At 39.9% G+C, this 24,395-nt stretch carries 18 protein-coding genes and 1 pseudogene; 18 read left to right on the top strand and 1 reads right to left on the bottom strand.

The window, feature by feature from the left end; all coding sequences use genetic code 11:
- Positions 1 to 104 precede the first annotated feature (104 nt).
- Positions 105 to 920, top strand: coding sequence for an ABC transporter substrate-binding protein (locus HMPREF9423_RS04970; RefSeq protein ID WP_006148228.1), 816 nt, complete (start codon positions 105 to 107; stop codon positions 918 to 920).
- 118 nt (positions 921 to 1,038) lie between these two features.
- Here the strand turns inward: HMPREF9423_RS04970 and HMPREF9423_RS04975 are convergent, their stop codons facing one another.
- On the bottom strand, positions 1,039 to 2,367 hold the full coding sequence (locus HMPREF9423_RS04975; protein ID WP_006148229.1) for an aminotransferase-like domain-containing protein: 1,329 nt from the start codon (positions 2,365 to 2,367) through the stop codon (positions 1,039 to 1,041).
- Between the two features lie 328 nt (positions 2,368 to 2,695).
- Here HMPREF9423_RS04975 and budA point away from each other — a divergent pair, with 328 nt between their 5' ends.
- The 17 genes and pseudogenes from budA (at position 2,696) to alaS (ending at position 24,322) form a co-directional block, all read left to right on the top strand.
- Entirely contained in the window at positions 2,696 to 3,424 is a 729-nt protein-coding gene (budA, locus tag HMPREF9423_RS04980; RefSeq protein ID WP_006155660.1) for an acetolactate decarboxylase, read from the top strand.
- Between the two features lie 12 nt (positions 3,425 to 3,436).
- Positions 3,437 to 4,186, top strand: a complete 750-nt coding sequence (locus HMPREF9423_RS04985) for a YhfC family intramembrane metalloprotease (protein ID WP_006148231.1) — start codon at positions 3,437 to 3,439, stop codon at positions 4,184 to 4,186.
- Positions 4,187 to 4,305: 119 nt separating this feature from the next.
- Positions 4,306 to 5,211: a UDP-N-acetylmuramate dehydrogenase gene (murB, locus tag HMPREF9423_RS04990; RefSeq protein ID WP_006155655.1), complete on the top strand. Its 906-nt coding sequence runs from the start codon at positions 4,306 to 4,308 to the stop codon at positions 5,209 to 5,211.
- A 134-nt stretch (positions 5,212 to 5,345) separates the two neighbouring features.
- Positions 5,346 to 6,503 (top strand): annotated as a pseudogene (locus HMPREF9423_RS05000) (ABC transporter ATP-binding protein).
- A complete protein-coding gene (locus tag HMPREF9423_RS05005; protein ID WP_000754116.1) occupies positions 6,484 to 7,290 on the top strand; it encodes an ABC transporter permease in 807 nt (268 codons plus the stop codon). Before HMPREF9423_RS05000 ends, HMPREF9423_RS05005 begins: the two are co-directional and overlap by 20 nt.
- Entirely contained in the window at positions 7,287 to 8,060 is a 774-nt protein-coding gene (locus HMPREF9423_RS05010) for an ABC transporter permease (protein WP_006148235.1), read from the top strand. The genes HMPREF9423_RS05005 and HMPREF9423_RS05010 overlap by 4 nt, the downstream gene beginning before the upstream one ends.
- Entirely contained in the window at positions 8,057 to 9,127 is a 1,071-nt protein-coding gene (locus tag HMPREF9423_RS05015; RefSeq protein WP_006148236.1) for an ABC transporter substrate-binding protein, read from the top strand. The genes HMPREF9423_RS05010 and HMPREF9423_RS05015 overlap by 4 nt, the downstream gene beginning before the upstream one ends.
- Before the next feature lie 3,328 nt (positions 9,128 to 12,455).
- On the top strand, positions 12,456 to 13,187 hold the full coding sequence (gene cas6 / locus HMPREF9423_RS05020) for a CRISPR-associated endoribonuclease Cas6 (protein WP_006148239.1): 732 nt from the start codon (positions 12,456 to 12,458) through the stop codon (positions 13,185 to 13,187).
- Positions 13,168 to 15,411, top strand: coding sequence for a type III-A CRISPR-associated protein Cas10/Csm1 (cas10, locus tag HMPREF9423_RS05025; protein ID WP_006148240.1), 2,244 nt, complete (start codon positions 13,168 to 13,170; stop codon positions 15,409 to 15,411). Before cas6 ends, cas10 begins: the two co-directional genes overlap by 20 nt.
- Positions 15,412 to 15,792: a type III-A CRISPR-associated protein Csm2 gene (gene csm2, locus HMPREF9423_RS05030; RefSeq protein WP_006148241.1), complete on the top strand. Its 381-nt coding sequence runs from the start codon at positions 15,412 to 15,414 to the stop codon at positions 15,790 to 15,792.
- A complete protein-coding gene (gene csm3 / locus HMPREF9423_RS05035) occupies positions 15,792 to 16,454 on the top strand; it encodes a type III-A CRISPR-associated RAMP protein Csm3 (RefSeq protein ID WP_006148242.1) in 663 nt (220 codons plus the stop codon). Before csm2 ends, csm3 begins: the two co-directional genes overlap by 1 nt.
- A 1-nt stretch (position 16,455) precedes the next feature.
- The gene (csm4, locus tag HMPREF9423_RS05040) at positions 16,456 to 17,361 is read left to right on the top strand and encodes a type III-A CRISPR-associated RAMP protein Csm4 (protein ID WP_006148243.1); all 906 of its coding nucleotides are present in this window, start codon (positions 16,456 to 16,458) and stop codon (positions 17,359 to 17,361) included.
- Positions 17,358 to 18,434, top strand: coding sequence for a type III-A CRISPR-associated RAMP protein Csm5 (gene csm5, locus HMPREF9423_RS05045; protein WP_006148244.1), 1,077 nt, complete (start codon positions 17,358 to 17,360; stop codon positions 18,432 to 18,434). Before csm4 ends, csm5 begins: the two co-directional genes overlap by 4 nt.
- Positions 18,434 to 19,594, top strand: a complete 1,161-nt coding sequence (gene csm6 / locus HMPREF9423_RS05050) for a type III-A CRISPR-associated CARF protein Csm6 (protein ID WP_006148245.1) — start codon at positions 18,434 to 18,436, stop codon at positions 19,592 to 19,594. The genes csm5 and csm6 (HMPREF9423_RS05050) overlap by 1 nt, the downstream gene beginning before the upstream one ends.
- 16 nt (positions 19,595 to 19,610) lie before the next feature.
- The gene (csm6, locus tag HMPREF9423_RS05055) at positions 19,611 to 20,900 is read left to right on the top strand and encodes a type III-A CRISPR-associated CARF protein Csm6 (RefSeq protein ID WP_006148246.1); all 1,290 of its coding nucleotides are present in this window, start codon (positions 19,611 to 19,613) and stop codon (positions 20,898 to 20,900) included.
- A gap of 297 nt (positions 20,901 to 21,197) precedes the next feature.
- Positions 21,198 to 21,683 carry an LURP-one-related/scramblase family protein gene (locus tag HMPREF9423_RS05060; protein WP_000847084.1) on the top strand — a complete coding sequence of 162 codons (486 nt, stop codon included), beginning with the start codon at positions 21,198 to 21,200 and terminating at the stop codon, positions 21,681 to 21,683.
- Between the two features lie 20 nt (positions 21,684 to 21,703).
- On the top strand, positions 21,704 to 24,322 hold the full coding sequence (gene alaS, locus HMPREF9423_RS05065) for an alanine--tRNA ligase (RefSeq protein WP_006148247.1): 2,619 nt from the start codon (positions 21,704 to 21,706) through the stop codon (positions 24,320 to 24,322).
- Positions 24,323 to 24,395 lie beyond the last annotated feature (73 nt).

The raw sequence follows: 24,395 nt of genomic DNA on the forward strand, positions 1-24,395 counted from the left end.
TTGTATTTTTTATAAATATATTTTATTGAAAATGCAAGAAAATGTTGACAATTATTTTTAAATAAGTTATAATTATACAAATTTGATAGAGAGGTTGTTTATTTATGAAATTAAAAAAATGGATATTTGTCTTATGTAGTTTTCTTGCAAGTTTCTTTTTAGTTGCTTGCCAATCGTCTAGCTCAAGCTCACAGTCTGCAGTAGAGGCAATCAAACAAAAAGGTAAATTAGTGGTCGCAACTAGCCCAGACTATGCACCATTTGAGTTTCAAGCACTTGTGGATGGCAAGAACCAAGTCGTAGGTGCTGATATTGATATGGCACAAGCTATCGCTGATGAACTTGGAGTGAAATTGGAAGTTTCCAGTATGAGTTTTGACAATGTCTTGACCAGTCTTCAAACAGGGAAAGCAGATTTGGCCATTGCGGGAATCAGTGCAACTGAAGAAAGAAAAGAAGTCTTTGATTTCTCAATCCCTTACTATGAAAACAAGATTAGCTTCCTAATCAGAAAAACTGATCTTGAAAAATACAAAGATTTAGATTCTCTAGCAAGTGCAAATATTGCAGCTCAAAAAGGAACTGTCCCTGAATCTATGGTTAAAGAGCAACTTCCTAAAGCGCAGTTGACTTCATTGACAAATATGGGTGAAGCTGTTAATGAGCTTCAATCAGGTAAGGTTGATGCTGTTCATATGGACGAGCCAGTAGCCCTCAGCTATGCAACAAAAAATGCTGACTTGGCTGTCGCAACAGTAAGCTTAACTATGAAAGAAGGCGAAGAAAATGCAGTTGCTATCAAGAAAGGCAACTCAGATTTGAAGGAAGTAGTTGATAAAGTTATTCAAAAACTGAAAGATGACGGTACTTATCAAGCATATCTTGAAAAAGCTGCCAAGCTAACAGAAGTAGAGCAATAAAAAATAACAGAGGCTGGGACAAAAGTCCTAGCCTCTCAATTGTCATTGGATTATCAAGCAAGACGCAGTGGTTGAGTGGGCTCTACTACGCTGATTTCATCAGCTTTTACAGCCTTACTCAACTGTGCGGAGGTGGGACGACGAAATCGAATTCTAACGAATTACCGATTTCTGTCCCACTCTCTGTTTTTAAGTAATTTAATGTTGTTTCAAGATTTTCTAAAGGAACCTTAGCAAATTGATAAGGGCAGGTCTCAATGTAGGACGATTCGAAAAAGTCTAGATTTAAAGAGCTATGTTTGAGGCTTGCAATCTTAGGATAGTTCCTGAGATCAAGCAAAAGTCCATCATGGAGAGGATAGTTTGGTAGGGAAAGGGGATAAGATTTTAATAGCTTATGAATGAAGTCTTGACTTTTCTCTTGCAGTGCCAATCTTGCTACTCTATTTTTTTCAAAAAGTTGACTATCAATATAGAGTGATAAAGCCTTTTGCATAATGAGGTTGTTATCATAGTCCAGAATGTTTTTATAAGAGACAAAAGCATCTTTCATAACATTTGGGAGTATGAGAGCAGTGATTCGAAGTGCTGGGAAAATACTTGTAGAAAAAGACTTGATGTAGATGACCAAATCATTTTGGTCCAAATAATGAAAGGTTTGTCCCATTTTAGGATCTAGATCCCCCAGATAATCATCTTCAACGATATAAATTTGATATTTGGCTGCTAGATCAAGGATGGCACGTTTCTCCTCTTCAGAATATGAATGACCCAGAGGATAGTGGAATCGAGGAATGGTGTAGAAAAATTTAATGTTACCACTTTTAAAATGTTTCTCAAGTTCTTTCAGGTCAATGCCATCCACCCGACGTTCAATGGTTTGATAGGGAAGATTTTGAGCCAGAAGAAGTTGGTTCATTCGGTGATAGGTTGGTTGTTCGACCAGTATTTCTTGGCTCTTACCTGGAAAGTCAATTTGAGAAAGAATAAACAGTGCTTGCTGGGTTCCAGTTGTCATGACTAATTGATCGGGTTTACTATAGATAGCTTGGTCAAACAGTAGTTGCTGAACAGACTTTCGTAATTCTTCTAAACCCTCTTGGTGTTCATAGTAGTTGTAGAGATAATTTTCTCGACCAATCAAGCTTTCATTGACACAAAGACGAAAATCATCATAGGCAGCAGCATGTTCGTCATTGACCGAGATAACGAGGTCTTCGTGGCTAGCTTGTTGTTCTAAAACATAATAGCCACTTTGAGGTTTGGAGTAAATGTATTTCTCGTATCGGAGTTCCAAAAGTGCACGCTGCACAGTATCTTTACTACAGTGGAAGTCTTGACTGAGTTTTCGGATAGAAGGTAGACGACTTCCTGTTTGAAGTTTTCCTGATTCAATCTCTTCTTTTAGATAGTGAACAACTTGTTCGTACTTACTTTCTTGCTTCATTCCAGACCTCTCTTGATTTTGTTACATTGTACCCTTTTTTTAGTTGTTTGGCAATGTTATACTCTTCGAAAATCTCTTCAAACCGCGTCAACGTCGCCTTGCCGTATATATGTTACTGACTTCGTCAGTTCTATCCACAACCTCAAAACAGTGTTTTGAGCTGACTACGTCAGTTCCATCTACAACCTCAAAACGGTGTTTTGAGCAACCTGTGACTAGTTTCCTAGTTTGCTCTTTGATTTTCATTGAGTTTTAAACGGCAGTCCTGCGTTCAATTCTAAGAAGAAATGTGATATACTTAGTAAGTAAATTTTCAAAGAAGAGTGAGATGATAAAGGTGCAAGAACCAGTTAAATTATTCCAATATAATACTTTGGGAGCCTTGATGGCAGGACTTTACGGCGGGACCATGACAGTTGGTGAGTTACTTGAACATGGAGATTTGGGGCTAGGAACCTTGGACTCTATTGATGGGGAGCTAATTGTCTTAGATGGTAAAGCCTATCAAGCTAAGGGTTCAGGTGAGAAGCCTGAAATCGTTGAAGTTTCACCAGACGCGCTGATTCCCTATGCAGCAGTTGTACCCCACCAGGCAGAAGTTATTTTCCGCCAGCGTTTTGAAATGACTGATCAGGAACTAGAAAAACGTATTGAGTCCTACTATGATGGAGAAAATCTTTTCCGTTCGATTAAGATTCATGGTGATTTTAAACACATGCATGTTCGCATGATTCCAAAATCGACAAGCGAAACGAAATTTGCTGAGGTTGCGACTCATCAGCCTGAATATAGTTGCGAAAATGTCTCTGGGACTATCGTTGGATTCTGGACACCTGAAATTTTCCATGGTGTCAGTGTCGCAGGCTATCATTTGCACTTTATCTCAGATGACCTAACCTTTGGTGGTCACGTTATGGACTTTGTCATCAAGGAAGGAATCGTAGAGGTTGGAGCTGTCGATCAATTGGATCAACGTTTCCCTGTCCAGGATCGCCAGTACCTCTTTGCTAAGTTCAATGTTGATGAGATGAAAAAAGATATCGATCAGGCTGAATAAAAGGAGAAAAATATGAAAATTCATGTAATAACCACAATGATAGCTTTAGTTGTATTTCTCATAGCTGCCATTTGGTTCTCAAAAAAGAAGTACAAGATTAACCTTTCAGTTTTAGGACTTGGGGCAGTTGCATTTTTTGTCTCATCTCAGGTCTTAGAGAAAATTGTTCACCTTTTGGTGCTTCATCCACAAAAGGATGGGACAGTTCCACTCATGACGGAAAATCCTCTTCTCTATGTGGTTTACGGGGTCTGTATGGCTGCTTTGTTTGAAGAAACAGCTCGACTTGTCTTCTTTAAGTGGTTAGAGAAGAAGAGAGCTTTGGAAGATTCGGATGCCCTCGCCTATGGACTTGGTCATGGTGGCTTGGAATTGCTCTACCTCGGAATGGGAAGCTTGATTAGTCTTTTGATCCTCTTTTCGTTATTAGAGTCTTCAAATCCAGATCTGGCAAATCTCCTTCCTAAAAATACACTTGAAACAGTACAATCTCTATCTGGATGGCAGGTTTATTTACTCGGTGTTGAGCGTGTGCTTGCTCTTGTTATGCAAATCGGTCTCTCTTTCTGGGTTTATCAAGCAGTTCGTCAAAAGAATTGGATTTATCTAGTAACTGCTTATGGTTTACATGCCTTCTTTGATCTGGCTCCGAGTCTATCTCAGGTTGGTTGGATTTCAAATCCGCTTCTTGTTGAAGGATTGTTAGCAGTGGAAGTTGTTCTATTTGTATACTTTACAAAAACTATCTTGTATAAAAAATAATCATGCAAAAGAGGTCTGACCTCTTTTTTACTTGTGTGAATAAAAAAGCTTTTTCAAATCATCGAAAAATGCTCCTAAAAATGGTATAATAGAATGTATTTTATAAAAGGATGAGAGATATGACAGTACTAGATAAATTAAAAGAAACCTTAGAAGGTATTGATATTCGTTTTAACGAACCACTCAAAACCTACACCTATACGAAAGTGGGAGGGAAGGCAGATTACTTAGCTTTTCCTAGCAATCATTATGAGATGGCCCGTGTGGTTAAGTTCGCTAATCAAGAAAATATCTCATGGATGGTTCTTGGAAATGCCAGTAATATTATCGTCCGAGAAGGCGGAATTCGTGGCTTTGTCATTATGTGTGACAAACTCAACAATGTTTCGGTCGATGGTTACACCATTGAAGCAGAAGCAGGTGCTAACCTGATTGAGACCACTCGTATAGCTCTTCGACATAGCTTGACTGGTTTTGAGTTTGCCTGTGGAATTCCAGGAAGCGTCGGTGGAGCTGTCTTTATGAATGCTGGAGCCTATGGAGGTGAGATTTCCAATATTTTGCAGTCTTGCAAAGTATTGACCAAGGATGGGGAAATCGAGACTTTATCAGCCAAGGACTTAGCTTTTGGTTACCGTCATTCAGCTATTCAAGATTCTGGAGCAGTAGTCTTATCAGCTAAATTTGCACTATCTCCAGGGAATTATGAGACTATTAATCAAGAAATGGATCGCTTAACTCATTTGCGTGAACTTAAGCAACCTTTGGAATATCCATCATGTGGTTCTGTCTTTAAACGTCCAGTCGGGCATTTTGCAGGGCAATTGATTTCAGAAGCTGGTTTGAAGGGCTACCGTATCGGTGGTGTCGAAGTCTCAGAAAAACATGCAGGCTTTATGATTAATGTAGCCGATGGGACAGCAAGAGACTATGAAGACTTAATTGAGTCTGTCATTGAAAAAGTTAAAGAACATTCTGGTGTTACCCTTGAGCGAGAAGTTCGTATCTTGGGTGAACACGAATAACATTATTATTAAACATTATACAAAGATTGGGATTTTATCGCTAGATATGGTTTGGGTCAATTCCTTACAGTTATTGCTAGCATTTAACAAGGTCCCAATCTGTTAATTTACGAAGAAAAAGGAATTTAGAGGAATTGAAAAAACCAATTATCGAATTCAGAAACGTTTCTAAAGTTTTTGAAGATAGTGACACTAAGGTTCTCAAGGATATTAACTTTGAGTTGGAAGAAGGAAAATTTTATACACTGCTAGGAGCTTCTGGTTCAGGAAAATCAACCATCCTAAATATCATTGCAGGTTTGCTAGACGCAACGACAGGTGATATTTTGCTAGACGGTGTTCGTATCAATGACATCCCGACCAATAAGCGCGATGTTCACACGGTCTTCCAATCTTACGCCTTGTTCCCGCACATGAATGTCTTTGAAAATGTTGCCTTTCCATTGTGATTGCGCAAGGTCGATAAAAAAGAAATCGAAAAACGTGTCTTAGAAGTTCTCAAGATGGTACAGCTTGAAGGATATGAAAAACGTTCTATCCGTAGGTTATCTGGAGGACAACGTCAGCGTGTAGCTATTGCACGTGCGATTATCAACCAGCCTCGTGTGGTGCTCTTGGATGAGCCCTTGTCAGCACTTGACTTGAAGTTGCGGACAGACATGCAGTACGAACTACGTGAACTGCAACAACGCTTGGGCATCACCTTTGTCTTTGTTACTCACGATCAGGAAGAAGCTCTGGCCATGAGTGACTGGATTTTTGTCATGAATGACGGTGAGATTGTTCAGTCTGGGACACCAGTTGACATCTACGATGAACCTATCAACCACTTTGTAGCCACCTTCATCGGTGAATCAAATATCTTGCCAGGGACCATGATTGAGGACTACTTGGTCGAGTTTAACGGCAAACGATTTGAAGCGGTCGACGGTGGGATGAAGCCAAATGAACCGGTCGAAGTCGTCATTCGTCCAGAGGACTTGCGTATTACCCTTCCAGAAGAAGGAAAGCTTCAAGTTAAGGTCGATACGCAGCTCTTCCGTGGGGTTCACTATGAGATTATCGCCTATGACGAACTTGGCAATGAATGGATGATCCACTCAACTCGTAAGGCCATCGTTGGTGAGGAAATCGGTCTGGACTTTGAACCAGAAGACATCCACATCATGCGTCTCAATGAAACAGAAGAAGAGTTCGATGCTCGTATCGAAGAATACGTAGAAATCGAAGAGCAGGAAGCAGGTTTGATTAACGCTATTGAGGAGGAAAGAGATGAAGAAAACAACCTCTAAACTCTTTGTAGTGCCCTACATGCTTTGGATTGCCCTCTTTGTATTGGCACCCTTGGTCTTGATTTTTGGACAATCATTTTTCAACATCGAAGGTCAGTTTAGTTTAGAAAACTATAAATCCTATTTTGCGTCACAAAACTTAACCTATCTCAAAATGAGCTTTAACTCTGTTCTCTATGCAGGGATTGTGACTTTAGTGACACTCTTGATTAGCTATCCAACAGCCCTCTTTTTGACTCGTCTCAAACACCGTCAACTCTGGCTCATGCTAATCATCTTGCCAACTTGGATCAACCTACTGCTCAAGGCTTATGCCTTTATCGGAATTTTTGGTCAAAATGGCTCTATTAATCAATTTCTAGAATTTATTGGAATTGGTTCTCAGCAGTTGCTATTTACCGATTTCTCATTTATCTTTGTCGCAAGCTACATCGAGCTTCCATTTATGATTTTGCCCATCTTCAATGTCTTGGATGATATGGATAACAATCTCATCAATGCCAGCTATGACCTTGGTGCAACCAAGTGGGAAACCTTCCGTCATGTCATCTTCCCTCTGTCTATGAACGGGGTGCGAAGCGGAGTTCAATCGGTCTTTATCCCAAGTTTGAGTCTCTTTATGTTGACCCGTTTAATTGGGGGGAACCGAGTGATTACCTTGGGGACTGCCATCGAGCAGAACTTCTTGACCAACGACAACTACGGTATGGGTTCAACTATCGGTGTTGTTCTTATCCTGACTATGTTTATCACTATGTGGGTGACTAAGGAAAGGAGAGAACGATGAAAAAATTATCGAATCTTTACCTAGCCTTTGTCTTTATCGTCCTTTATTTGCCAATCTTTTACCTGATCGGATATGCCTTCAATGCTGGGGATGATATGAATAGCTTTACAGGCTTTAGTTTGTCTCACTTTGAAACCATGTTTGGAGATGGAAGACTCATGCTCATCTTGGTTCAGACCTTTTTACTAGCCTTTCTATCAGCCTTGATTGCGACTGTTATTGGGACTTTTGGGGCTATCTACATCTATCAATCACGCAAAAAATACCAAGAAGCCTTTCTATCTCTCAATAACATTTTGATGGTTGCACCCGATGTTATGATTGGTGCCAGCTTCTTGATTCTCTTTACTCAGCTCAAGTTCTCTCTTGGTTTTCTGACAGTGTTGTCCAGTCACGTAGCCTTCTCGATTCCTATCGTAGTGCTTATGGTCTTGCCACGATTGAAAGAGATGAATGGAGATATGATCCATGCAGCCTATGACCTTGGAGCTAGTCAGTTCCAGATGTTTAAGGAAATCATGCTTCCTTACCTAACGCCGTCTATTATCGCAGGCTACTTCATGGCTTTCACCTACTCGCTAGATGACTTCGCCGTGACCTTCTTTGTGACAGGGAATGGATTTTCAACCCTCTCAGTCGAGATCTACTCTCGGGCTCGTAAGGGAGTTTCCTTAGAAATCAATGCTCTTTCAGCCTTGGTCTTTCTCTTTAGTATTATCCTAGTAGTTGGATATTACTTCATTTCACGTGAGAAGGAGGAACAAGCATGAAACGACTCTATTCATTTTTAGCAGGAATTTTAGCCATTATCCTTGTCTTATGGGGAATTTCTTACCATCTTGATAGTAAAATCAATAGCCGTGATAGTCAAAAACTGGTTATCTACAACTGGGGAGACTATATCGACCCTGAACTTCTGGAGAAATTTACAGAAGAAACCGGGATTCAAGTCCAGTATGAGACCTTTGACTCCAACGAAGCCATGTACACGAAAATCAAGCAGGGTGGGACAACCTATGATATTGCCATCCCAAGTGAGTACATGATCAACAAAATGAAGGATGAAGACCTCTTAGTTCCACTGGATTATAGTAAAATTGAGGGCATTGAGAATATTGGTCCAGAGTTTCTCAACCAGTCTTTTGATCCAAATAACCAGTACTCTATCCCATACTTCTGGGGAACTTTGGGAATTGTCTACAATGAAACCATGGTGGAAGAAGCACCTGAACATTGGGACGACCTCTGGAAACCAGAGTACAAGGATTCGATTATGCTCTTTGATGGGGCGCGTGAAGTACTTGGGTTAGGTCTTAACTCACTAGGCTATAGCCTTAACTCAAAAGATCCTCAACAACTGTCACAAACGGTTGATAAACTGTATGAGCTGACTCCTAATATCAAGGCAATTGTAGCCGATGAGATGAAGGGTTACATGATTCAGAACAATGCTGCTATTGGTGTGACCTTCTCAGGGGAAGCTAGTCAGATGTTGGAAAAGAATCCTAACCTCAAATATGTTGTGCCGACAGAAGCAAGTAACCTCTGGTTTGACAACATGGTTATTCCTAAAACTGTCAAGAACCAAGATGCAGCCTATGCCTTCATCAACTTCATGTTGAAGCCTGAAAATGCTCTCAAGAATGCAGAGTATGTCGGCTACTCAACACCAAACAATGCTACTAAGGAAATGCTCCCAGAGGAGACAAAAGAGGACAAGTCCTTCTATCCCGATGCAGATACAATGAAACACCTAGAAGTTTATGAAAAATTTGACCATAAATGGACAGGAATCTACAGTGACCTCTTCCTACAGTTTAAGATGTATCGGAAGTAGGAGTTTATAAAACAAAACGAACCAGTCAAGCTGGTTCGTTTTTTGTTTAAAAAAATTTATATTTGGGCTTGACAAAAGGAATTTTAATGATAAAATAGTATCCTTTATACATTAAGGAGGTATAAAAAAGATATGTGATTTATTTGGTATTCAGAAATGAAAACTCTTACAAAGTATGATATACTAGTAATAGTTTCCAATAGGTTATATCTAGTGCTTGTTATAGGTTTACATACAAGATATGGGGTATAGATACCTATCTACCTCGAGAGGGGACGGAAACTGTGTAAGTGTTTGTTTCCAAACGACCCAACATCATAGTATAGATACCTATCTACCTCGAGAGGGGACGGAAACGAAAGCCTAGTTGATTAAAGATTGTACTCTTATTCAGTATAGATACCTATCTACCTCGTGAGGGGACGGAAACGCGTTAGACACACCAGTATCGAGACCCATCATTTTGTATAGATACCTATCTACCTCGTGAGGGGACAGAAACTCATCAAAAGCCCAATTACTAGCATCTTGATAGTCTGGTATAGATACCTATCTACCTCGAGAGGGGACGGAAACACTACTGGAGTAGGTGTTGGTTCAGCTGGTACTTGTATAGCTCCCTATCTACCTCGCGAGGGGCCGGAAACAAATACCGCTTCTCTTTCTCGACCTCGTAACCGTCAAATATAGCTACCTATCTACCTCGAGAGGGGCCGGAAATGCTAGTGATTTTGAACCGTATTCTAGTTTTATATTTCCGTATAGATACCTATCAACCTCGAGAGGGGCCGGAAACTAAACGCTATATTTACTAGTGTATAGTTCAGTATTTGAGGTATAGGTACCTATCTACCTCGCGAGGGGCCGGAAACGCCATGTACCCTTTCTCATCGAACCAGTACCATTTTTATAGCTCCCTATCTACCTCGATAGGGGCCGGAAACGCAGCAACGTGACCATAGAGAGTTACGCTGTTGAAGTTGGAGAGTATAGTTACCTATCAACCTCGGTAGGGGCCGGAAACATTTCTTTTACGAAATCTTCATAAGAATCCGTAGGTTCGGTATATCTCCCTATCTACCTCGAGAGGGGCCGGAAACAGAAGGAGTTCTGCAAAGGCTTGCAACTCTTCTTTATAGCTACCTATCTACCTCGAGAGGGGCCGGAAACAGAACGGAAGATCATCTTCGCTCATATTAAAATTGGTATAGATACCTATCTACCTCGAGAGGGGCCGGAAACTGTTACCGTCCCAGCCTGACCATTGAAAGTATCCAGCAACTGTTACCGTCCCAGCCTGACCATTGAAAGTATCCAGCAACTGTATAGCTACCTATCTACCTCGAGAGGGGCCGGAAATAGAAGTAGGTCTAATTGACCTTCTGAGATGCTTTTATATAGCTACCTATCTACCTCGAGAGGGGCCGGAAACGGGAGTAATTGTGTTCCTAAAAAATACAATGCAGCAAATAGTATAGCTACCTATCTACCTCGCGAGGGGCCGGAAACCTTTGTAGTTCTTTGTATTGTTCTAGTAAGTTCATTTTGTATAGCTACCTATCTACCTCGTGAGAGGCCGGAAACTTATATCTCTTTTGAGATATTCCCTTAGTTTTATTCTGTATAGCTACCCATCTACCTCGAGAGGGGCCGGAAACTATTTCCCACCAGAACTTACCTTTGTTGAAAGGATACGTATAGCTACCTATCTACCTCGCGAGGGGCCGGAAACCATCACTCCACCTCCTCAATCTCAAACAATGGACTATTAAACACTGTATAGCTATCTACCTCGCGAGGGGCCGGAAACGAGTAGCAGTTCCCATTAATAAGACCAATCCACTTTATAGCTACCTATCTACCTCGAGAGGGGCCGGAAACTCGTAGTTTCCAGTTACAGATTCGATAGCACGTTGAACAGGTGTATCTCCCTATCTACCTCGAGAGGGGCCGGAAACTTGCTTGTGTAAAGTTCAGTATTTGAGTAGTCAAATTTGTATAGATACCTATCTACCTCGCGAGCGGCCGTAAACGGACTTGTACCAATACCCTGCTCAATACCGTGAGAAAGTAACGTATATCTCCCTATCTACCTCGCGAGGGGCCGGATACTCACTTGGAATCACTTCTTTCTCAACAGACCACGAGCCTTTATATATCTCCCTATCCACCTCGCTAGGGGCCGGAAACAAATTCAAGAGAAACCTTTGATATAAAATCAATTTGTATAGCTCCCTATCTACCTCGAAAGGGGCCGGAAACCCTTCTTCATCTTTGTAGTTACGTTCTACTGCAATTGTGAGTATAGCTCCCTATCTACCTGGGTAGGGACGGAAACACGAAAGTACGGTTGTTGTCTTGTAGATATTTGTTAATAACTGTATAGCTAACTACCTACCTCGAGAGGGGCCGGAAACGGAATTGAAATCCCTTGAAGTTAAAATTTTTCATTGTGTATAGATACCTATCTACCTCGAGAGGGGACGGAAACTTTGTTTTCAAGTGATATGCGACTTGTTTCCAAGAATGTATAGATACCTATCTACCTCGAGAGGGGCCGGAAACCCATTTTGTCCATTGCTTTAACATCAGTTACATCATCGGTATAGATACCTATCTACCTCGAGAGGGGACGGAAACTCTGATGCGCTAACTGCAAATCCATCAACGTAAAACGTATAGATACCTATCTACCTCGCGAGGGGCCAGAAACGTTACTAAGTAACCTCTCACAAACGCAACTCGCATTACTGCAAGTATAGATACCTATCTACCTCGAGAGGGGACGGAAACGTATTCATGGGAGAAACAATAGTATCATAGTGGTAAATAATCAGTATAGATACCTATCTACCTCGAGAGGGGACGAAAACGCTGGCTCATAAACTCTTTCAAATTCCAAGTCTTCAGTATAGCTTCCTATTTACCTCGCGAGGGGCCGGAAACTCAATTGTTCCAACGATTTTTCAAAAATTCTTTTTTGTATATCTCCCTATCTACCTCGCGAGGGGCCGGAAACTTGTGCCACTGCTTTATTGTCTTGCGTGTAGCGAAGTTCGAGTATAGATACCTATCTACCTCGCGAGGGGGCGGAAACACAAACTGCTGGATTTTGACTTTTTCGGGTTCATCTAAGTATAGGTACCTTTCAACCTCGCGAGGGGCCGGAAACATTCCTGAGTTCCTGTGTAAGGAAGCTCAACCATTTTGTATAGATACCTATCTACCTCGAGAGGGGACAGTTTTATAAGGGCAAAGGATTCCAAAAGTAAATGAAAAAAGCGCTCATGAGAAACCAAAAGCGCAATTGTATCAATAAAGGAGGCATATGAAACGCATCGAACTATCATTTAAGCGGATTGACCAATCACCGAACGACCTATCGACAAAATTTCAAGGTTTTCTCATGGAAAATCTGGAACCTGACTATGTGACTTGGCTACATGAGCAGGAGACCAATCCCTACTCACTAAAAATCATCCATCAAAAGGACAAGACTCTATGGTCCCTTCATCTCCTAACGGATGAGGCTGTCAAGCAGATTTTGCCTGTTCTATTGGAGCTCAAGAAAGTAGAGCTTCATGATTTACCGACTCTCATGGTAGAGTCTGTGTCCATGCAAGATCTCAGTTCGGAGCAACTCTTTGAGTTTTTTAATGAAAACCAAGATCGGTCACTCTACACCATTCATTTTCAAACTCCGACAGGATTTCGCTCTCAGGGAGAGTACGTACTCTTTCCGACCATGCGCCTCATCTTTCAGAGTTTGATGATGAAGTATGCACGTCTGGTCGAGAATCGTCAGGACATCGAAGAGGAAACCCTGGACTACTTGGTCAAGCATAGTAGGGTTACCAGCTATCGATTGGAGTCCAGCTATTTTAAGGTCCATGGCAAAAAAATTCCTGGTTTCAGGGGGAAATTGACCTTTAAAATTACAGGTCCAAATACCTTGAAAGCATACGCCAATATGCTTCTAAAATTTGGGGAATACTCAGGTCTAGGTATGAAAACTAGCTTAGGGATGGGAGGTTTAGAACTTGAAGAAAGAAAAGATTGATTTAGTTTATGGATCGCTTTTGCACGCTATCGGCAAGGTGATTCAAGGTTCCAGGTATGATGATAAAGACCTAGGTACCATTGGGTCCGAATGGTTTAGACGCTTTTCGGATAATGAAAAAATAGCCCAGCAGATAGCCAAGGCGACTTCTAGCAATTTGCCGACGGATTTAGCTCCTGATAGTTTGGTCTATATTACGTCATCTGCGGCAAAGATTGCTTCAGGACTAAAAGGGGCAGCAAGAATTCATCAAGGAAAAGAAGATTTCCTAAGCAAACAATCGGATATCTTCAATGTATTTTCAGATAGCCCTAGTCAGCGTTATCTCGATGCACGACTATTAGACCTTGACGGGGAACCAAACTATGCTAAGGAATCGAGTGAGCCGTCTGACCAGTCAGATTATGACTTGATAGTAGAAACCTTAGAAAAAGAGTTTGAGAGATTGGACTTTAGCCAATCTGAGATAGATACCCTTTTGAATCTCCTTGAGTCTACTCTTTCCTATGTGCCTGTTTCGACAAGGACCAAGGAATTATCGGATATTTCTCTAGCAACCTACAGTCGTCTGACAGCTGGCTTTGCCCTAGCTATAGAGGACTACTTAGCAGACAAGAATTGCCGTGACTATGACAAGGTACTAGGGCAAGATTTAGAAGCTTTTTATAGCGAGAAGGCCTTTTTACTAGCAAGTTTTGACTTGTCAGGGATTCAGGATTTTATCTACAATATAGCAACAGCTGGAGCAGCCAAGCAACTAAAAGCACGTTCCTTGTATCTAGATTTCATGGGGGAACATATCGCTGACAGCTTACTGGAGAAGTTAGAGCTTACAAGGGCTAATCTTCTCTACGTCGGTGGAGGGCATGCCTACTTTATCCTTCCAAACACCGAAAAAACTAGAGAAACCTTGGCTAACTTTGAAGCAGGGTTCAATCAGTTTTTGGTCAATCATTTCCAGACAGGCTTATACGTAGCATTTGGTTGGAGTCCGTTTTCTGCCAATGATATGACAACGACACTGGCCGACTATCGAAAAGTCTACCAAACAACTAGTCGGATGATTTCCCAAAAGAAAATTTCTCGTTATGATGCCAAAACTCTCCTTGAACTCAACCAAGGAGGAAAGAGTTCCCAGAGAGAATGTGCAATTTGCCACTCAGTCGAAAAGCTTACCAAGTATAAAGATCAAGAGGTCTGCCATATCTGTGCAGGAATGTATCGCTTTGCCAAGGAGATACAAGAAAGCTACTATATTGTTACAAAAGAAAAAGGCCTCCCGATAGGTCCGGGAGCCTATATTAGAGGTATTTCCAAAGCCGACCTTGCTAAAGAAGAGTGGGACCGTGTTTATGTCAAGAATAGCTATAGTACAGATATCCTAAAAGCAACCCATGTCTTTGTCGGAGATTACAAATATGCTGAGATTGACCAATATGCCAAACTATCTCAGGATAGGGAAACTGGACAAGGGATTAAGCGATTAGCAGTCGTTCGACTAGATGTGGATGATCTAGGAGCAGCATTTATGGCTGGTTTCTCCTATCAAGATAGTGGCAAATATAATACTCTGGCACGTTCGGCGACCTTCTCTAGAAGTATGAGTCTCTTCTTTAAGGTCTATATCAACCAGTTTGCCAAAGAGAAAAAACTATCGATCATTTATGCCGGTGGAGATGATGTATTTGCGATCGGTTCCTGGCAGGATATTATTGAGTTTACTATTTGTCTCCGACAAAACTTTATCAAGTGGACAAATGGTAAATTAACCCTATCAGCAGGAATTGGACTCTTTCCAGACAAGACTCCAGTTAGCCTCATGGCTGAAGAAACTGGTAAGCTAGAAGGAGCAGCCAAGGATAACGACAAGGATAGTATCTCACTTTTTGAAAAAAATTATACCTTGAAGTTCGACCGATTTATTGACAATGTCTATAAAGGGAAACTGAAGAGCATTCGTTACTACTTTAATATTCAAGATGAGCGAGGAAAGAGTTTTGTATATAGACTTATTGAGCTCCTTCGCAACTACGATCGTATGAATATTGCTCGATTAGCCTATTATTTGACCCGTTTAGAAGATCAAACTTCTAAGGATAAAAAAGAGGAGTTTAAAGAGTTTAAAGATTTATTCTTTTCTTGGTATACAGGTAGCGATAATGAACGTAAGGAAGCAGAGATAGCTTTACTTCTATATATTTATGAGATTAGAAAGGATTCATAGATGGCAATTTTAACAGATGATAATTACGTAGATAAGGCAGAGAATGTTATTAAATCACTGAATCGAAACACTAGAGATTCTAGGAACCCTGAAGCATTCCTTTTAACAACTAGCAAAATTAGAAACCTACTAAGCTTGACGAGTACTCTCTTTGATGAAAGTAAGGTTAGAGAGTATAAGGATTTAGCTGACAAAATTGCTTATTTGAGAGTGCAGTTTGTTTATCAATCGGGCCGAGAAACTGCGGTTAAAGACTTGGTTAAAAAGGCTGAAATTCTAGACATTTTAAAAGAAATAAACAATAAGGAAAGTCTCCAACGTTTTTGTCGTTATATGGAAGCACTAGTAGCTTATTTCAAATTTTACGGAGGAAAAGATTAATGGCATTTGCAAAAATTCAAGTAACAGCACAAATTCGTCTAGAAACAGGACTTCATATTGGAACCAGCAATGCTTTTGCGGCAATTGGGGCTACTGATTCTCCTGTAATCAAGGATCCTATTACTAACTTACCCATTATTCCTGGTTCAAGTATCAAAGGCAAGATGCGCAGTCTTCTTTCAAAAGTACATAATGAACGACTAGCTAAGAAACCAGGAGAAGATGGCGAACTTCTAAGTCGACTCTTTGGGAACAGTTCAGATAATCGCTATAAAATGGGGCGACTCATTTTTAGAGATGCTTTCTTAATCAATAAGGACGAGTTAGATTCATTAGGGGTCAAGAGTTACACTGAAGTTAAGTTTGAAAATACTATTGACCGTATCACTGCTGAAGCGAATCCGAGACAAATTGAACGTGCCATCCGTAAGAGTGCTTTTGCATTTGAATTAATCTATGAAATCACAGATGACAGTGAAGACCAAGTGGAAGAGGATTTTAAAGTAATTCTTGATGGATTAAAACTCCTGGAACTTGATTATTTAGGTGGATCAGGCTCTCGTGGATATGGTAAAGTTGTTTTTGAGGATCTTAAAGCAAATACAGTTTTCGGAAACTATGATGTTAGTAGATTGAATGAACTTTTAACTACGGAGGTCTAGTATGACCTATAAGATGTATATTATGAACTTTCAGTCTGCTCACTTTGGAGCAGGTACGCTCGATAGTTCTAAAATGACTTTTGCAGCTGACCGATTATTTTCTGCCTTAGCTATTGAGGCAAAGAAAATGGGTAAAATGGAGGAATTTGTATCATTAGCAGGTCAAGATGAATTCGTTTTGACAGATGCATTTCCATATAAGTCAGGCCCATTTTTGCCTAAGCCGATAGGATTTCCAAAGTTTGATCAGCCGGACTTAACAACGGATGTCAAAGAAGTAAGACGTCAAGCGAAAATGGCGAAGAAACTTCAGTTTATCCCTTTGGATAAATTTGATTCTTATGTAAATGGAACTCTTTTTGAAGACGCAGAACATGCAGTAACAAACATCATCACTAAAAACCAACCTCATGTGGATGGGCATCTTTATCAAGTTTCTACCGTTCGATTTGCAGATCAGTCTGCTCTCTATGTGATTGCGACCGAATCAGACCTCTTGAATCAACTCATGACAAGCTTGCAGTATACAGGAATTGGTGGCAAACGTTCCAGCGGTTATGGACGGTTTGATTTGACCATTACAGACATACCTGATGCTCTTAAAAATCGTCTTACTAAGGTCCATCAAGGACCTGTCATGACCTTGGCAACTTCTCTACCGGTCGAAAAGGAACTTGAATATGCTATGGAAACTGGTTCCTATTTACTAAGTAAGTCAAGTGGTTTTGCTTTTAGTACAGAAACTAATGAAAATTACCGTAAGCAGGATTTATATAAGTTTGCTTCTGGATCTACTTTCTCTGAAACCTTTACAGGACATATTGTAGATGTAAGACCTCTTGATTTCCCGCATGAAGTATTAAACTATGCTAAGCCACTATTTTTCAATATGGAGGTAGAAAGATGAAAATAGATTATAGAACTTTTCAATTTAGCCTCCTAGCCATGGCTCCTATCCATATTGGGAATGGTGAAAAATATACTTCTCGAGAATTTATCTATGAAAATGGATACTTTTATTTCCCTGATATGGGTAAGTTTTATAATCGCATGGTGGAGAAAGGATACGATCAGAAGTTTGAGCGTTTTTTACAGGAGACAAAGCCAAACGCCAGAAATAATCGCTTGATTTCCTTCTTGGATGATAACCGGATATCTAATCGTGATTTCGGTGGTTACCGGATTGTTGAGACTGGTTTGGAAATTGAAAAAAATAATCGCGATTCCAAATTAGGCACGATAAATGAAGTGGCAAAATTTATTAGAGACCCTTTTGGGAGTCCGTATATTCCAGGTAGTTCCTTAAAGGGAGCTATTCGAACCATCTTAATGAACACCAATCCTGACTGGAACAATAAGAATGCAATTGATTTTCGTGGGAGAGGTCCTAAAGAAAATAAAAAGATGATTCCATGGGGTGCCAAAAAGGGTCAAGAATTTAATGACTTGTTTAATGCGATTCGTGTTAGTGATAGTAAGCCATTTAACAATGAGCAGATTATTCTAGTTCAAAAATGGGATTATTCAGCCAAGTCCTTAACTGCCAAGCCTCTTCCTTTATACAGAGAAGCAATCGTACCCTTAACTAGAATAAATTTCACCATTACTACAACCACTAAGGAAGCTGGAATCCTAATTGAGGAATTAGGACAGAGAGCGCAAGCTTTTTACAAAGAATATAAAGAATTTTTCTTATCAGATTTTCCTGAAAATAAGATTCAACCAAATCTTCAATATCCTATCTATTTGGGAGCTGGAAGTGGAGCCTGGACAAAGACCTTGTTTCAACAAGCGGATGGAATCTTACAAAAACGGTATAGTCGAATGAAGACAAAGATGGTTGGTAAGGGAGTGTTGAAATTAACAAAAGCACCAATGAAAAGTGTTAAAACAACACAAGCAACTCGAAAACTGATCATGAATGATGAGTCTTTCTATGAAATGGGCAAAGCTAATTTCATAATTAAGGAGATTAGTTGATGAAGGTTTTAATTTCAGCAGTGGGTGATACAGATCCAATCCGTAATTTTCACGATGGAGCTTTAGTTCATATTGCGAGAAAATACCGTCCAGAAAAGATTATTATTGTTTTTTCAGAGAGAACAATTAGTAAGAAAGATGATATTGAGAAAGTAATTCACTCTATCGATACTGAATACCTCCCAGAAATTGTATGTCATGAACCAATTATCTTGAATGAAGATGTATTTGTTTTTGATACCATGTATGAACAATTTGATGCTATTATACAAAAGTATTATACAAAAGACGACGGATTTATTCTCAATCTTTCAAGTGCAACTCCTCAAGTAAAATCGGCTTTGTTTGTGATTAATAGACTTAGTGAAATCAATGTCAAGGCAGTACAAGTTTCAAGTCCTGAAAATGATTCAAATGCAGGAGTTGGACATGATGATTCAGAAGATATTGACGCACTAATTGATACGAACTTAGATAACAAACAGGACTATATCGACCGAACCATTGAAGATACTTCAGAGAAGTTTAAACAAGGCTTAATGAAGAAAACTTTACGTGATTTTATTACGAAATATGATTACAAAGCAAGTTTAGAGGTTGCTAATCAATTATCAGACTTTCCTGGTTTGAAAGAATGTCGCAAGAAGTTGCAAGATATTGTGGATTCATTAGATAGGCAGGCTGTACCTCAAGTCCTCCAAAAGAAAAAATGGAGCGAAGAACAGAAAAAAGTATTAAATTCTTATTTGACTATTGATTTGCAAAAAGAACGTGGTAATTTTAGTGAAGGTCTGATAAGAATTAAAAACCTCACAGAGTTTATCTTAGATGACTATATCGAAAATCGTTATCCAGGATTTCTGGATAATTACGCGAACGATTCAGAGAAATATTATATCGGGATTTGGGATTATGGTAAGATCCTTCAAGAAAAAAGAGAGTGGACATTGCATAATAAAATCAAACCGATTTTGAGAATGAACAAAACACGAAATACGATAGCTCATAAATTGGATTCACTAGATTCTGAGGAACTTAAACAGTTAGGTCCAGTTCTAAAAGCCTTAAAAGGGCTAATCAAGGAACAGTATCAACTTACTGAAAAGGATTTTAATTTTTACAAGGATTTTAATAAAGAATTATTAGAATTACTGAAATAATGAGAGGTAGAATATCTTGGAAATTTTAATTTCAGCAGTTGGAACGACAGATCCGATAAGCAATAATCGAGATGCAGCTTTATTACATATTGCTCGAACATACAGACCTGAACAAATTGTTTTGGTTTATAGTGAAGAAATGTTAGTAAAAAAAGATCTTGTTGAGAAAGCACTATGTTCAATAGAGGGTTATCATCCTAAAGTGGTTATTGAATCAATCATACTGAAAAATGATGAAGTCTATCTATTTGATAAAATGTATGAAGTGATGGGACAGATTATCGAAAAATATTCTGGAACAGATCATCAATTAATCTTAAATCTCTCCTCAGGGACACCTCAGATTATTTCTGCTTTATTTGCCTTAAATCGAATTAATGATTATAATACGCAAGCCATACAGGTTGCAACTCCTAACAAATCTGCAAACAGAAAGTATGTGCCACTGTCAAATGAAGATGAACAGAAGCTTTTTGACGAGAACGAGGATAACCAAAAGGATTACGAAGATCGTACAATCAAAGATGAAGCTGAAAAATTTAATCAGTCTCTTATCAAGCGACACTTAAGAAATTTAATCTCTTCTTATGATTATCTTGCTGCGGAAGAATTAGTTACTAGAAAAGAATACAATAAATTACTTTCTAAAAAGAAATTAGCTCGTTTAAGAGATCTATTAAATGATTTTGTAAAAGTATTTAAAACCCAAGCGATTTTAAAAGATATTCAGGGATATTCACTCACAGAAGTTGAGAAAAAAGCTCTTAATTACTTTTTAATGATTGAAGTTTTGAAAGAGAGAGGGCAGGTTGCTGATGTCTTAATCAAATCAAAGTCTTATGTTGAATTTATCATCGAGGAAAAGATAAAGAAAGATTATCCAGATTTGATCAAATATGATGGAACTTTTCCAAAGTTAAATGAAGAATACAAGGATTTTGAAGCTATCTTAGATTTCATTGATCTAGAATTTAAGAAAGCTAAGGGTATAAAAGATGAGAAGGAAAGAATCTATTCCCCTCAGTCAACCTTAAATCTCTTGTCATATGAAAATATTCTATCTTATTATCAAGTTTCTCCTGAATTACTTAAGTCCATAAAGCTAATAAATAGCTTAAATGGTGAGAGAAATAAGGTGGCACATGGCTTGTCAGAGATTGATAGTAAACTAGTCAATTCAAAGAAATTGCAGCAGACGATAGATACTTTGCGCTTTATTTTACAAGATACATTTGAGATTGATGATAGCTATTTATCTTGTTATCAAACACTTAATAATGAAATGCTTGACTTACTTCGTCAATAATATTCTTTAACAATAAATAGATTTGATAATGATACATATAATGAAATTGCAAGTGCTTGCTTTCCCAGTTGACTCAAACTCAAAAAAACAGTATAATAGGAATGTTGAGAATTGATTTTCTCTCCATCTTAGTTCAGAGAATTGGCGGTGCTGCGAGCCATCTAAGATAGAAAATCATGCTACTCAATCAGACAATTGCATAAGAACAAGAGAATGACAAGTTCATTGAATGAAGGTGGTACCGCGGTTTTTCGCCCTTCGTGATATGGACTTGTCTTTTGATTTTTGGAGGTGTTTATGAAGACATTTCTCGTGAAACAAAAGTTTCGTCTTGGAGGCGAACGCTTCGATATTAAAGATGATAGGGGAGTAGTGAACTATCAGGTGGAGGGCTCTTTCTTCCAAATTCCTAAGACCTTTACCATCTATGACGCCTATGGTGAGCAAGTCAGTGAGATTAGTAAAGAATTTTTCACTTTGCTTCCTCGATTTACTATTCAGCTACGAAACGGTTCAAATTTCGTTATTCGTAAGAAGTTGACCTTCTTTCGAGATAAGTATGAATTTGACAACCTAGGTCTGCGCATTGAGGGAAATATCTGGGATTTAAACTTTAAACTTCTGGATGACCGCGACCAAGTGATTGCCGAGATTCGAAAAGAGATTTTCCATTTGACCTCAACTTACACCGTAACCGTCTATGAAGACTCTTATGCAGATCTAGTCATTTCCCTCTGTGTCGCGATTGACTATGTGGAGATGCTGGAAAGCCAATCAAATTAAACAAGTAATAAGGAGATATTATGAAACAACTATCTAGTGCTCAAGTTCGCCAAATGTGGCTTGATTTCTGGGCGACCAAAGGTCACTCAGTAGAACCATCAGTAAGTTTGGTTCCAGTAAACGATCCAACCCTTTTGTGGATCAACTCAGGGGTTGCTACTCTTAAGAAATACTTTGACGGAACCATCATCCCTGAAAACCCACGGATTACCAATGCGCAAAAGGCTATCCGTACCAACGATATCGAAAACGTAGGGAAGACTGCGCGTCACCATACTATGTTTGAAATGTTGGGGAACTTCTCTATCGGGGATTACTTCCGTGACGAAGCCATTACCTGGGCTTATGAACTCTTGACAAGTCCTGAGTGGTTTGACTTCCCTAAAGACAAACTCTACATGACCTACTATCCAGATGATACAGATTCTTACAACCGCTGGATTGAAGTGGGAGTAGATCCAAGTCATTTGATCCCAATCGAAGACAACTTCTGGGAAATCGGTGCTGGACCTTCTGGACCTGATACAGAAATCTTCTTTGATCGTGGGGAAGCTTTTGACCCGGAAAATATCGGTATTCGACTTCTCGCAGAAGATATCGAAAACGACCGTTACATCGAAATCTGGAATATCGTTTTGTCACAATTTAACGCTGACCCAGCTGTACCTCGTAGCGAATACAAGGAATTACCACACAAGAACATTGATACGGGCGCTGGTTTGGAACGTTTGGTAGCCGTTATCCAAGGCGCTAAGACTAACTTTGAAACAGACCTCTTCCTTCCAATCATTCGAGAAGTTGAGAAGTTGTCTGGTAAGGTTTATGACCAAGATGGTGACAACATGAGTTTCAAGGTTATTGCAGACCACATCCGTTCACTTTCATTTGCGATTGGGGATGGTGCCCTTCCTGGAAATGAAGGTCGTGGTTATGTCCTTCGTCGTCTTCTCCGCCGTGCCTCTATGCATGGTCAAAAATTGGGCATCAATGAACCTTTCCTTTACAAACTCGTTCCAACTGTTGGAAAGATCATGGAAAGCTACTACCCAGAAGTGCTTGAAAAACGTGACTTTATCGAAAAAATCGTTAAGAGCGAAGAAGAGTCATTTGCCCGCACTCTTCACTCAGGTCAACACTTTGCAGAAACCATCGTAGCAGACTTGAAAGAAAAAGGTCAAACGGTTATCGCTGGTCAAGACGTCTTCAAATTGTACGATACATACGGATTCCCAGTAGAATTGACAGAAGAAATCGCTGAAGAAGCAGGAATGACTGTAGACCGTGAAGGCTTTGAAGCAGCCATGAAGGAACAGCAAGAACGTGCGCGTGCGTCAGCTGTTAAAGGTGGCTCAATGGGTATGCAAAACGAAACCCTTCAAAACATCACTGTTGAGAGTGTCTTCAACTACAATGCTAGCCAATTGTCTTCTAAGTTAGTGGCTATCGTAGCGGATAATGCAGAAGTAGAAGCTGTAACAGAAGGGACTGCATCATTGATCTTTGCAGAAACACCATTCTACGCTGAAATGGGTGGACAGGTTGCGGACCATGGTCAAATCTTGGATGCTGCAGGAAATGTCGTAGCGACGGTAACAGATGTTCAAAAAGCACCAAACGGACAACCACTCCATACCGTTGAAGTTCTTGCTCCTCTTGCTTTAAACCAAGAATACACCTTGACTATCGATAGCAATCGTCGCCATCGTGTCATGAAGAACCACACAGCTACTCATTTGCTCCATGCAGCTCTTCATAATATCCTTGGCCACCATGCTACTCAAGCAGGATCACTTAATGAAGTGGAATTCCTACGCTTTGACTTCACCCACTTCCAAGCTGTGACTCCAGAAGAGTTGCGTGCTATTGAGCAACAAGTCAATGAGAAGATCTGGGAAGCTATTGCAGTCAAGACTGTTGAGACAGACATTGACACCGCTAAAGAAATGGGAGCTATGGCCCTCTTTGGTGAGAAATACGGTAAGGAAGTCCGTGTTGTAACGATTGGTGACTACTCAGTTGAACTTTGTGGTGGTACTCACGTAGGTAACACTTCTGAAATCGGTCTCTTCAAGATTGTCAAAGAAGAAGGGATTGGCTCAGGAACTCGTCGTATCTTGGCAGTGTCTGGTAAGGAAGCCTTTGAAGCCTACCGTGAGCAAGAAGATGCACTGAAAGCCGTCGCAGCAACCTTGAAAGCTCCTCAACTCAAAGAAGTACCTCACAAGGTTGAAGGACTTCAAGAACAACTCCGTCAATTGCAAAAAGAAAATGCTGAATTGAAGGAAAAAGCTGCAGCAGCAGCGGCAGGTGATGTCTTCAAAGACGTTAAGGAAGCAAATGGCCACCGTTACATTGCGAGTCAAGTTTCTGTTTCAGATGCAGGTGCTCTTCGTACCTTTGCAGATAACTGGAAGCAAAAAGACTACTCTGATGTGCTTGTTCTTGTCGCAGCAATCGGTGATAAGGTCAACCTTCTTGTAGCCAGCAAGACTAAAGACATCCACGCAGGTAACTTGGTTAAAGAATTGGCTCCAATCGTCGATGGACGTGGTGGTGGTAAACCAGACATGGCCATGGCAGGAGGAAGCAACCAAGCGAAAATCCAAGAATTATTGGATGCAGTAGCAGGTAAATTGTAATAAAAAATACCTATCCGTTTGGATAGGTATTTTTTGCATCAGAAAAACTCCCCACGAATAGTGAGGAGTTCAT

Origin of the sequence: Streptococcus infantis ATCC 700779, assembly GCF_000187465.1 — a bacterium.
GTDB classification, from domain to species: domain Bacteria; phylum Bacillota; class Bacilli; order Lactobacillales; family Streptococcaceae; genus Streptococcus; species Streptococcus infantis.

Excerpts from the sequence above, each read along its gene's own strand:
- HMPREF9423_RS04970 (WP_006148228.1), top strand. The coding sequence starts at position 105 with ATGAAATTAAAAAAATGGATATTTGTCTTATGTAGTTTTCTTGCAAGT.
- HMPREF9423_RS04975 (WP_006148229.1), bottom strand. The coding sequence starts at position 2,367 with ATGAAGCAAGAAAGTAAGTACGAACAAGTTGTTCACTATCTAAAAGAA.
- budA (WP_006155660.1), top strand. The coding sequence starts at position 2,696 with ATGATAAAGGTGCAAGAACCAGTTAAATTATTCCAATATAATACTTTG.
- HMPREF9423_RS04985 (WP_006148231.1), top strand. The coding sequence starts at position 3,437 with ATGAAAATTCATGTAATAACCACAATGATAGCTTTAGTTGTATTTCTC.
- murB (WP_006155655.1), top strand. The coding sequence starts at position 4,306 with ATGACAGTACTAGATAAATTAAAAGAAACCTTAGAAGGTATTGATATT.
- HMPREF9423_RS05005 (WP_000754116.1), top strand. The coding sequence starts at position 6,484 with ATGAAGAAAACAACCTCTAAACTCTTTGTAGTGCCCTACATGCTTTGG.
- HMPREF9423_RS05010 (WP_006148235.1), top strand. The coding sequence starts at position 7,287 with ATGAAAAAATTATCGAATCTTTACCTAGCCTTTGTCTTTATCGTCCTT.
- HMPREF9423_RS05015 (WP_006148236.1), top strand. The coding sequence starts at position 8,057 with ATGAAACGACTCTATTCATTTTTAGCAGGAATTTTAGCCATTATCCTT.
- cas6 (WP_006148239.1), top strand. The coding sequence starts at position 12,456 with ATGAAACGCATCGAACTATCATTTAAGCGGATTGACCAATCACCGAAC.
- csm2 (WP_006148241.1), top strand. The coding sequence starts at position 15,412 with ATGGCAATTTTAACAGATGATAATTACGTAGATAAGGCAGAGAATGTT.
- csm3 (WP_006148242.1), top strand. The coding sequence starts at position 15,792 with ATGGCATTTGCAAAAATTCAAGTAACAGCACAAATTCGTCTAGAAACA.
- csm4 (WP_006148243.1), top strand. The coding sequence starts at position 16,456 with ATGACCTATAAGATGTATATTATGAACTTTCAGTCTGCTCACTTTGGA.
- csm5 (WP_006148244.1), top strand. The coding sequence starts at position 17,358 with ATGAAAATAGATTATAGAACTTTTCAATTTAGCCTCCTAGCCATGGCT.
- csm6 (WP_006148245.1), top strand. The coding sequence starts at position 18,434 with ATGAAGGTTTTAATTTCAGCAGTGGGTGATACAGATCCAATCCGTAAT.
- HMPREF9423_RS05060 (WP_000847084.1), top strand. The coding sequence starts at position 21,198 with ATGAAGACATTTCTCGTGAAACAAAAGTTTCGTCTTGGAGGCGAACGC.
- alaS (WP_006148247.1), top strand. The coding sequence starts at position 21,704 with ATGAAACAACTATCTAGTGCTCAAGTTCGCCAAATGTGGCTTGATTTC.